The organism is Peribacillus sp. FW305-BF15 (assembly GCF_058783805.1).
In genome coordinates this window covers 175318-185575 of record NZ_JBYSYV010000012.1, presented here as the reverse complement: position 1 = coordinate 185575, position 10258 = coordinate 175318, and the positions used below count along the sequence as shown (strand labels likewise).

The window sequence follows — 10258 nt, the reverse complement described above, 5'->3', positions numbered from 1 at the left end:
GTGGAAATCAACGTCCAAATTGTACAAGCCATAAAAATAGACAAACTCGATTTTCATCGAGTTTGTCTACAGTCTGGGCAGCGGATTTTATCCGCTGCTTTTTTATTGTGAATTTCATTAAAAGAACTTCTTTTTACCTTTTTCTTCTTTTAAAATCTCCACCGCTTCCCTGAACCTCATCGAATGGACAATTTCCCTCTCGCGTAAAAACCTGAGTGAATCATTGATATCAGGATCATCCGAGATGTCAATTAACCACTGGTAGGTTGCTCTGGCCTTCTCTTCAGCAGCTATATCTTCATATAAATCTGCAATCGGATCTCCTTTTGCTTGGATATAAGTGGCGGTCCATGGATTCCCTGCTGCGTCATGATAATAAAGGGCACTATCATGATTGACATAATGATCCCCTAGCCCGGCGGCTGCCATCTGCTGAGGTGTGGCATCTTTTGTAAGCTTATAGATCATCGTGGCGATCATTTCGAGATGGGCAAATTCTTCCGTTCCGATATCCGTAAGCAGGCCAATGACTTTTTCCGGAATTGTATATCGTTGATTTAAGTAACGGAGTGCTGCAGCCAACTCACCATCAGCACCGCCATATTGTTCTATTAAATATTTAGCCAATCGGGGATTACAGTCTCTTACTTTAACTGGATATTGCAGCTTCTTTTCATAAACCCACATAGCTCATCTCTCCTTATACCTGCCATGGCCAAGGGCCTTGGCCCCATTCCCATTTATTTTCACCGCCTGGACTGTTTCCAAATCCCAATAATGGACCATATTTAGGCTCAAAAACCGATTTCAGTTGTTGGGAGTATTCATGAAATTGATTGAATTGCTGTAAAGCCTGCTGGTCGTTAGGATGTGTATCCAAATAAAGAGTCAACTCGACAAGTACGAAATCGGCAGCCTGTATTTGTTCAAGCAACTGATAATATTCATCATCCAGTTTCTTATTCATTTACGTCTCCCTTTCCCGATATGGATTATCATAAAAATCATAAAAGAATTTCCAAAGTGTACCGTATTTCAAAGCTTCTTCCGGAGTGAACTGCTCCATATTGGGCGGTTGAAAATTAATATACAAATTAGGAGGTGTCCTGTAATACTTTCTCCCAATTGGAGGACACGGATCGAATTTACTATGGAAAGGTTTATATGACTTAACTAGGGTAAAAGTCTTTTCGCGAGTCACAAAAAATACCTCCTTTGTAAAGATATAGCCTCTAATTTTTATGCCTCGGTAATGCATAATATGACTCCTGTGGCCTGGAAAGGGAATTAAATGGAAAATGATATTTTTTCAGAATATTATAAAATCTTGTTATAGTCCCGTTATCTTACTGTGATGTTTGTCATCTATTCTTTATCTGTTTGTTCTTTGTATAGAAAAAAACTATGTTAAGATTTAACTCGTAGCTTATAAAGCAGCTCACAAGGAGGTAACAACATATGAAAAAATCAATCTTATCGTTAGCGGCAGCGGCTGCTATATCCGGTGCATTCACAATTCCGGTACAAGCAGAAGATGTCAAAGTGAAAGATGGAGACACATTATGGGGGATATCTCAAACATATAAAGTATCAGTAGAAGATATTAAGTCTTGGAACGATTTGTCTTCAGACGCGATTTATGCCGGAGAAACCATACATATTTCTCAAGAAGAGCATTATAAAGTAAAGTCAGGGGACACATTATCGGGAATTGCACACAAATATGATGTAGGGGTAAATGATATTAAATCTTGGAACGGTTTAAGTTCAGATACAATCCATCCTGGTCAAGAAATTGTCATTAAACCGGCAGCTAACAAAGTCGAAGCTGCAAGTGTAGGGCCTGCACAGAAATCAGAGCAAGCTGCACAAGCAGAGCAATCCGAACCAGCTGAACAAACTAAGCCAGCAGAACAAACTAAGCCGGTTGAACAATCGGAACCAGCAGATTCAAACAATGAATCCCAAGATCAAGCCGAATCTGGAAAAGAGATTACTGTTAGTGCAACTGCCTATACGGCTGATTGTCAAGGCTGCAGCGGAACAACAGCAACAGGAGTGGACTTGAAAGCTAATCCTGATGCAAAGGTGATTGCTGTGGACCCATCAGTCATTCCGCTAGGATCAAAGGTTTATGTTGAAGGTTATGGCTATGCAACGGCAGCCGATACAGGCAGTGCCATCAAAGGGAATAGAGTGGACATATTTGTTCCAAACGAACAGGATGCCGTGAATTGGGGCGTTAAAAACGTTAAAGTGCAAATCCTGAATTAATTTAGCCATGCAAAACATGTTTATATATTGAAAAAGCAGACACAGACATATTGTGTCTGCTTTTTTGTCCTTTAGGTTGTCGGGAAAAGCAGGTACAATAGAAGAAATAGATCCTTATAAATCCTTAGAAGTTAAATAGGAGGAATAGTAAATTGATGGAAAAAGCACGTGAATATTTACAAGAATACTTTGGTTATGAGTCATTCCGAAAAGGTCAGGAACAGATTATCGAACAGGTGTTGGGAGGAATAAACACAGCGGGAATCATGCCTACCGGCGGAGGTAAATCAATATGTTACCAAATTCCAGCCCTTCTGTTGCCAGGTGTAACACTCGTTATATCCCCACTAATTTCCTTGATGAAGGACCAAGTAGATGCCCTCGAACAAAATGGGATTGATGCCACGTTTCTTAATAGCTCCATTTCTGGGTTAGAATCATCCAATAGAATGAACGATATTAAGCACGGTAGATATAAGCTGGTTTATGTTGCACCTGAACGTTTGGAAAATCCTGCATTTCAACAGGATCTATTTAATGTGGAAATTTCTATGGTTGCCATTGATGAGGCCCACTGTATATCTCAATGGGGACATGACTTCAGGCCAAGCTACCTAAAAATCAAAACCTTATTGAAAAACATGCCATCCGCTCCGACTGTACTGGCTTTAACGGCAACTGCCACACCGCATGTGACCGATGATATATGTCAGTCGCTCGGCATATCTGTACAGCATACAGTATCCACGGGATTTTCCAGAGATAACCTGTTCTTTTCCGTTGTGAAAGAAGAAAATCGCAGTCGGTTTTTAATGCGCTATTTGGAGAAAAACAAAAATGAATCGGGTATCATATATGCAGCAACCAGGAAAGAAGTCGATTCCTTGTATGCCAAGCTTATTAAAGCCGGATTCAAAACAGGTCGATATCATGCTGGCATGAATGAAAAAGAACGGTCGGAACAGCAGGATCAATTCATTCGTGATGACGTTCCCTTGATGGTAGCGACATCTGCCTTCGGGATGGGAATCGATAAGTCGAATGTTAGATACGTCATCCATTACCAAACTCCAAAGAACATGGAGAGTTATTATCAGGAAGCGGGCCGTGCAGGGAGGGATGGTTTGGATAGCGAGTGTATCCTCTTATATTCCCCACAGGATATGCAGATACAGCGTTTCTTGATTGATCAATCAAATCCCTCTCAGGAGTGGCAATCCCAGGAATTGAAGAAATTGAACAGAATGAAGGATTATTGTTTTACCGAAGGATGTTTGCAAGCCTTCATTCTTAGATATTTTGGAGAAGAAAACCCTGAAGATTGCGGTCATTGCGAAAATTGTACAGATAAACGTGACTCTATTGATGTAACTACACAGGCACAAATGGTCCTTTCGTGCATGTTGCGAATGGGGGAGCGATTCGGTAAAACGATGATTTCCCAAGTGCTTACGGGATCACGCAATAAGAAAATTGAAGAGTTCGGATTCCAGAAGCTTTCAACCTATGGTATCATCAATGATCAAACTGCGAAGGATGTTGGTGATTTCATTGATTTCCTGACAGCAAAACAGTATATCGAAATGACGGGCGGACAGTTTCCGGTTCTTAAAGTTACCAATGCTGGCAGGGAAGTGCTTTTGGGACAGAAAAAAGTCCTGCGTAAGGAAATAAAAAAAGTAAGCAGCATCAGTGCTGATCATGGGCTGTTTGAAGAGTTGAGACAGTTAAGAAAAGAATTGGCAAGTACGGAAAATGTACCTCCATTCATTATTTTTTCCGATGCGTCTTTGAAAGATATGGCCGTCAAACTGCCGAGGACGGAAGAGGAATTCCTGGAAGTCAAAGGGGTGGGGATGCAGAAATTCGAACGCTTCGGAGACGCATTTTTACAAGTGATTTCCCAGTATGTACAGGCACACCCTGAATTAGAAACGAATACTATGGTTACAAAGGAAACGGTAAAGAGAGCTACTAAACCATCTCACTTAGAAAGCTATCGCTTATATCAGGAAGGCAAATCAATCAAGGAAATAGGGACATTGCGAGGATTGTCTGCCATTTCAATTGAAAATCATTTATTAAAGTGTGCAGAAGAACACTTGAATATCAATTGGGATGAGATTTTCTTGGAGAAAGATTTTAATCTTGTTTTGGAAACTGCAAAACAATTGGATTCAGAAAAATTGAAACCACTTAAAGAAGCCCTGCCCGAACATATTTCCTACTTTATGATCAAAGCGATCTTGGTTAAGGCAGGGCTGGAAAACGAAAGGTGTTAAGGTTTTTTGGATAATTTCTTCATTGAATAAATAAGAATTTGGTTTAATGCGTATACTAGGAATGATAAAAAGGTGAAATTTCGCTCCTTTAATCAGAGTCTTTATAAAAAAGAGGAGGTTGCTCATGTATTTTGGTAAAAAGAATTCAGAGGAACCAGAAATAGTTATGGAAGATACGGTAGTATATGCATGCGGATCAGCGGATTGCAATGGTTGGATGAGAAAAGATTTTGCCTCGGAAAACTATGATTGCCCAATGTGTGGAAGTCAATTGGTTGAAGAAATCAGGGAGCTCCCAAAAATTGAAAATGAGTATAATGCGTTTAAATAAAAGAGGTGAATCATAGCCTCTTTATTTTTTATTTTGAGAAGGAAGGATGGAGGAGTCTTTTTTATCTGGCATTAATGCTTTACATATAAAGATATGTATGATATTATTAGATTTCAGTGTTATGAAAAGAATGCACTGGAGGGTAATTTAAAGTAACATTTTTATTAATAAAATAATTTTTCATCATTTTCATGATGAAGTAGAAACAAGTTAAACACATTTAGAAAAAAGAAATACATGTTATCACCAAGTATTTTCCTCGATCCATTTCTGTTCTTCATTAACTTACTTCTATGTACCATTTATCTTTTGGAATTTAATCTACCCAATTGGAATTACGGACGGTTTTAATTAATAAACATGTACTTACAAGCTTTTATCTGATTCTCGCAGGCACGGTCTAGGAACCGTATGGATGGGAGAGAGGCAGGGCTTTCATTGTTTTAGGTTTTGGCATTAAAAATTACTCTCGTGTTCGCTTCGATTTGGAATGTTCAACGAACGAGCAAGAAGAACCATATGGAATGGATTCTTAAACAGGCGCAGTCTCGATTATCTAAAGGGTAAGTCAGGGACTGTGTTTCATTTTGGGGAATACTTTCTTTTTTAGAATCTTTCCTCAAATATATAAAGCATATATATGATATAATGGTAACTGAGATATGAAAAATTCATGCCGTAATCTCAAGTTCTTACCATTCAAAAAGTTTGGTTGAAAGAACAATAATCATACTTAGATTTGCGAATGGTTATTTACTCACAATTTAGATTAAACGCCATCTATTCTTCTTTTATCTTTATGGCTTGTGATCTGTTATGCAGGACGGAGTCAATTCAATTCTAAGGAGTGAGATATATGTATAGAAGAAATAATACGGAAGAAATCATTCCTGAAGAAACAAAGGTGTGGGAATGTACATCAGAAGATTGCAAAGGTTGGATTCGCGATAACTTTACAAGTAATGATGAACATGTTTGTCCGTTATGTAGCAGCGAGATGAAACCCGGCACCAGAATGCTTCAAGCAATTAACAATCCAAGAAACTATTAAGGCTATAAAAAAAGCTGAAGGGGATTCCCTTCAGCTTTTTTTATCTTTCTGCCAATTTGATGAAGCAAAAAGCAGATGAATTATTAGTGGATATCTTTTTTCTTGAATCGGCCGCCTCGGACTTCCGCGATATCCCCTACAGCAAGAAATGCAGATGGATCGAAGCTTTTGACTATCTCTTTAAGTTTAGCTTCCTCAAGCCTGTTTATTACACAAAAGATGACTTTTTTATCATCACCGGAATAAGCACCTTCACCAGCTAAAAAGGTTACGCCCCGTCCAAGGCGATTCATTATGGCTTCACCGATATCATTAAATTCATCACTGATAATCCAGACAAATTTGGATTCGTCCAAACCTGCGATGACGATATCCATCGTTTTATATGCCACGAAGTAAGCTATGATCGAATACATGGCACGATCCCATGAGAATACGAAGCCCGCACTTCCTAGGATGAATAAATTGAAAAACATGACGATCTCCCCAACGGAAAAAGGGAGCTTCTTGCTAGCGAGTATAGCAAGTATTTCTGTACCATCCAATGAGCCGCCATATCGAATGACCATTCCAACTCCAATGCCAAGAATCATTCCGCCGAAAGCGGACGCTAGGAGGATATCTTGAGTGAAAGCTGGTACATGATGAAGCAATGTAGTGGTAATGGAAAGGATTAAAATTCCATAAAGGGTAGATAATGCGAAGGTTTTGCCGATTTGTTTATAACCGATAAAAAAGAAAGGAAGATTCAAAATGAAAAGAAAGATTCCGAGCTTCCATCCAGTGATGTAAGATAACATAATCGATATACCCGTTATACCCCCGTCGATTACGTTATTCGGCACTAAAAAAATCTCGAGGCCGACAGCCATCAAAACCGCACCGATTGTAATTAATAGACCTCTCTGTAAAATTTGTCTCAGTGTTAATTTTTTATGCTGGGTCTTCTTTTGCATAATTTCTGTTGTACTTGCACCTGCCAGGTCTGACATAATCATGCCACCCACTCCTTCTCTCTATATAGGTTCTATGTAATTATAAACCTATAGGTATAATTAAATAAAGAAATTAACATTCTGATTCATATATTCCTGAATAATTATTGGTATCATTGTTAACGTCCTGGTATGAAGAAACAGGGTTGTTAATGCTTGTCATTACCATGTATTCTTATTCTACTCCATACAAAACAATAGTATAACAAAATATTGTGTTCTTTAAAAAAACCTTGGATATTATAGAATCCAAAGCTTTTTTATTACCGATAATTGTGATGATTAATTTGTATAGAGTATACAATGCTGAAAAAGAGAAATACTCACCTCATTTCAATCGTATTGGGGTAGTTTTAGATGAAGGTTAAGAAGTATTGAAAGGAGTATTATTGCGCCTGCATATACTACGTGGGGTGTATCTTTTTTTAAAAAACTACATCAACCGATTTCATTTGGAAATTAAACCAGAAAATCGCAGCGGGTTCGTATAATCCCATACCAAGGAGATTGGATGCAACGAATAACTGGTGGGGAAGTTCAAGTGGATCTGCTCCAGTTGAGACAGGCAATGCATCATCGATCCTGATAATGTATCAGAATTCGTACCATTTTTAACGGCGGATCCAACGTATCAATAAACTATACCGGAACACGCTTTTAACAGGGACAATTCAAAGGAATGGGTGTGCAAACCATTATTGTTGATATCCTTAAAATGATCCTTTAACTCCGGCTGTCATTGAAATTAGTGGTTTCTTTTTGGGAACTGCAGATTCTATAACCCCCTATGTGCATGAGTTATTTAGCCTCGATCCAAGTTCGAAAATCCAAAAATCTTATTTTGTTTCCTAATTTTGAGGAATATGAGTTCCAATTCGGAATCACAGGTACTGATGGTTTTCATATATCCAATTGGCCAAGAGACGTTAGTGGGAACTTATTGCCAACAAAGCGAGTTTTGACTGCTGAATTACAAGAAATAAGCACGTTAACAACATTGCCATGATGAAAAAAAGAACTGATTAACATCAAGGCACTTAAAAAGGGCGATATGTTTCAAAATAAAGGAGTTAACTAGTACTAAAAAGGGGAGCGAATTTTTGCTGGTTTATTATTATTAATCTTCCTTTATTAAGGTGCTAACAATGGCTTGAACACAAATTTACTCAAACAGTTTTATATTCTGGGTCGAGCACCATAAAAAGCCACGTCCTACTTACTGTTTGTATCACTATATTATCGTCAGGAGGAATTTATTTTACATACATGTGTTAAGAGCGAAAGCTCATGAAAGTTTTATTTTATTAATTTAGGGTTTTCCAAGTAAGTTATTGTCCTAATGTTCAGTGTGATTCTTCCTGCATGTCATTTTATGGGTGAAAATTTGATAGGGTTGCCTATAGCAACAAAAGGACAAAAGCATAATGTATAAGAAAGGTAAGTGGTCAAGCTGTAGATATGCCTGAATATAAAGGTTTTCCTTATATTAGGAGATGGAAAATGAAAGTGATGACTATTTTAGGGACACGTCCTGAAATAATACGCCAAAGTCTTATTATAAAAACTAGACGCTTTTGCTGAGAAGCATATTCAGGTGCACACAGGACAAAATTTCACTTCTTCATTAAGTGGGGTATTCTTCCAGCTATTAGCGGACGCTAGGACAGCGGTTTTCTGTCATGTATAAGAACTAAGAAACGATTTTTTAAAGGAATAGCCCGATAAGATATTGGTTCTCGGGGATACAAATAGTGGTTTGGATGCTATCCTACCTGAAAAAATGGGGATTCCTGTTATTCATATGGAAGCTGGAAACCGCTGTTTTGACCTTGAGGTACATGAAGAAAAAAACGACGTGTTATTGATGAGATTTCTAGTTTCAATTTACCCTGTACTCCTTCAAAGTAAAGAGAATTTGGGAAAAGAGGGGATTCCAAAAATTCTGATTATTCTGTCCTAGCAACCCCTTTTATGAGGTGTTAGAACATTACAAAGATAAAATTGAGAAAAGTGATATAACAACAAAGCTTGAATTGAAGAAGAATGACTACTTTCTTTTAACGATTCATCGGGCAGAAAATGCGGATCATAAAGATCGACGTTTAGAAATAATAAAAAGTTTAAATTTAGTTTGAGATTTATAAAAAACGATTATTTTGCAGTATCCATCCCGGTACGAAATCACGAATCGACCGCATTCCAAGTATAGAAACCCATCCATTAGTTGAGTTTCATGAACATTGTTTTTTTGACTTTGTCAATCTTGAGAAAAATGTTCTGAGTGTCTTAACGGAAAGTTGCACCGTATAGGAAAAATGTTGTTTGCCTGAAAAACTTATAAACTTAGGCTGGAAAGCAGCTATTCCATATTGAAACTTCTATAAAAGATATTCTTCATTTTTATCGTAGTCAAGGAATGATCTTATTTTTGATTTGCGTTTTTTCTTAGATTGGGATTAATATTAAAAATTAAATACACGGAAAGGGGGTTTGAAATGAGTTTATCTCATAAAAATATTCATCTTAGAGGTGTTAATTTTCAAGTTCATGACACACCTTTTTTTCAAGAGTTTTGGAATAATTTCCATAAATGGGAACTGGATACGTTCGATATTTTTGATAGATTTCTTAATAATCAATATTCCTATCTTGATATAGGTGCATGGATAGGGCCCACAGTATTATATGGTGTAAATAGAGCTAAACATGTTTATGCTATAGAACCTGACCCAATTGCTTATAAGGAACTTTTAAAGAATATTCAATTAAATCCCGGCATATCTTCGAATGTAACCTGTATCAGTGAGGCTTTGGATGATAAAAGTGACAATATCAAACTATTTAAAAGAATAGAAATGGGTGACTCTTCATCAAGCATTATTCCAACGAGTTCAGATGAATATCATACAGTCACAGCATTAACCATAGAAGATCTAGTCTTAAAATATAATTTCACGGATATTAATTTTATAAAAATGGATATCGAAGCCGGTGAATACTTCTTAATACCTGCTCTTAATGAATATTTAAAAAGAATTAGACCAACTTTATTTTTGTCTATACATCCACCGTTTTTACAGGAAGCTCTAGCTTTACAAACTAGCATTAAAATAAAAACAAAGTTTGATTCTTATCATTCCAGCCGATTATCCTTGACAGAACGCTTAGTTGAAAACTTGGATTTCTACAAATTTATTTACGATATTCATGGAAATCTAGTTTCTAAAGATCACTTATTAAATTTAAATGATTTTGGTATGTATTTATTTAGTGATGAAAAATGGTAATTATAAATTCAGGGTACCATTCTAATGAAAGATGAATG

10 protein-coding genes are annotated in these 10258 nt (G+C 37.1%); 6 read left to right on the top strand and 4 right to left on the bottom strand.

Annotated features, from left to right (window positions below):
- Positions 1-117 precede the first annotated feature (117 nt).
- From cotJC to AC3WLU_RS15105, 3 genes are read right to left on the bottom strand one after another with little or no spacing between them, the layout of a single operon-like run.
- Positions 118-687, bottom strand: a complete 570-nt coding sequence (gene cotJC, locus AC3WLU_RS15115) for a spore coat protein CotJC (RefSeq protein ID WP_063576015.1) — start codon at positions 685-687, stop codon at positions 118-120.
- Between the two features lie 13 nt (positions 688-700).
- Positions 701-967, bottom strand: a complete 267-nt coding sequence (locus tag AC3WLU_RS15110; RefSeq protein WP_034307303.1) for a spore coat protein CotJB — start codon at positions 965-967, stop codon at positions 701-703.
- On the bottom strand, positions 968-1201 hold the full coding sequence (locus tag AC3WLU_RS15105) for a spore coat associated protein CotJA (RefSeq protein ID WP_048679115.1): 234 nt from the start codon (positions 1199-1201) through the stop codon (positions 968-970).
- A 257-nt stretch (positions 1202-1458) separates the two neighbouring features.
- On the opposite strand from AC3WLU_RS15105, the gene AC3WLU_RS15100 reads away from it, so the two are divergent.
- The 4 genes from AC3WLU_RS15100 to AC3WLU_RS15085 all read left to right on the top strand — a co-directional run bounded on the left by AC3WLU_RS15100 (position 1459) and on the right by AC3WLU_RS15085 (position 5938).
- Positions 1459-2274, top strand: coding sequence for a 3D domain-containing protein (locus AC3WLU_RS15100; protein WP_400449440.1), 816 nt, complete (start codon positions 1459-1461; stop codon positions 2272-2274).
- 155 nt (positions 2275-2429) lie between these two features.
- Positions 2430-4556, top strand: coding sequence for a DNA helicase RecQ (recQ, locus tag AC3WLU_RS15095; protein ID WP_492597501.1), 2127 nt, complete (start codon positions 2430-2432; stop codon positions 4554-4556).
- A gap of 124 nt (positions 4557-4680) precedes the next feature.
- Positions 4681-4887, top strand: a complete 207-nt coding sequence (locus AC3WLU_RS15090) for a cold-inducible protein YdjO-related protein (protein WP_106027429.1) — start codon at positions 4681-4683, stop codon at positions 4885-4887.
- Between the two features lie 856 nt (positions 4888-5743).
- Positions 5744-5938 carry a cold-shock protein gene (locus tag AC3WLU_RS15085; RefSeq protein ID WP_034307294.1) on the top strand — a complete coding sequence of 65 codons (195 nt, stop codon included), beginning with the start codon at positions 5744-5746 and terminating at the stop codon, positions 5936-5938.
- A gap of 83 nt (positions 5939-6021) precedes the next feature.
- Here AC3WLU_RS15085 and AC3WLU_RS15080 read toward each other — a convergent pair whose 3' ends face one another.
- A complete protein-coding gene (locus AC3WLU_RS15080; RefSeq protein WP_222619851.1) occupies positions 6022-6936 on the bottom strand; it encodes a YitT family protein in 915 nt (304 codons plus the stop codon).
- Between the two features lie 1726 nt (positions 6937-8662).
- Here AC3WLU_RS15080 and AC3WLU_RS15075 point away from each other — a divergent pair.
- Together AC3WLU_RS15075 and AC3WLU_RS15070 are read left to right on the top strand one after the other, a co-directional pair.
- Positions 8663-8893 (top strand): UDP-N-acetylglucosamine 2-epimerase, encoded by a 231-nt coding sequence (locus AC3WLU_RS15075; protein WP_492597496.1) that lies wholly within the window; start codon positions 8663-8665, stop codon positions 8891-8893.
- A 535-nt stretch (positions 8894-9428) separates the two neighbouring features.
- Positions 9429-10220: an FkbM family methyltransferase gene (locus tag AC3WLU_RS15070; RefSeq protein ID WP_492597495.1), complete on the top strand. Its 792-nt coding sequence runs from the start codon at positions 9429-9431 to the stop codon at positions 10218-10220.
- Positions 10221-10258: the final 38 nt, after the last annotated feature.

What these genes read in the sequence shown, in the direction of transcription:
- cotJC (WP_063576015.1), bottom strand. Translation starts at nt 687, where the DNA reads ATGTGGGTTTATGAAAAGAAGCTGCAATATCCAGTTAAAGTAAGAGAC.
- AC3WLU_RS15110 (WP_034307303.1), bottom strand. Translation starts at nt 967, where the DNA reads ATGAATAAGAAACTGGATGATGAATATTATCAGTTGCTTGAACAAATA.
- AC3WLU_RS15100 (WP_400449440.1), top strand. Translation starts at nt 1,459, where the DNA reads ATGAAAAAATCAATCTTATCGTTAGCGGCAGCGGCTGCTATATCCGGT.
- recQ (WP_492597501.1), top strand. Translation starts at nt 2,430, where the DNA reads ATGGAAAAAGCACGTGAATATTTACAAGAATACTTTGGTTATGAGTCA.
- AC3WLU_RS15090 (WP_106027429.1), top strand. Translation starts at nt 4,681, where the DNA reads ATGTATTTTGGTAAAAAGAATTCAGAGGAACCAGAAATAGTTATGGAA.
- AC3WLU_RS15085 (WP_034307294.1), top strand. Translation starts at nt 5,744, where the DNA reads ATGTATAGAAGAAATAATACGGAAGAAATCATTCCTGAAGAAACAAAG.
- AC3WLU_RS15080 (WP_222619851.1), bottom strand. Translation starts at nt 6,936, where the DNA reads ATGATTATGTCAGACCTGGCAGGTGCAAGTACAACAGAAATTATGCAA.
- AC3WLU_RS15070 (WP_492597495.1), top strand. Translation starts at nt 9,429, where the DNA reads ATGAGTTTATCTCATAAAAATATTCATCTTAGAGGTGTTAATTTTCAA.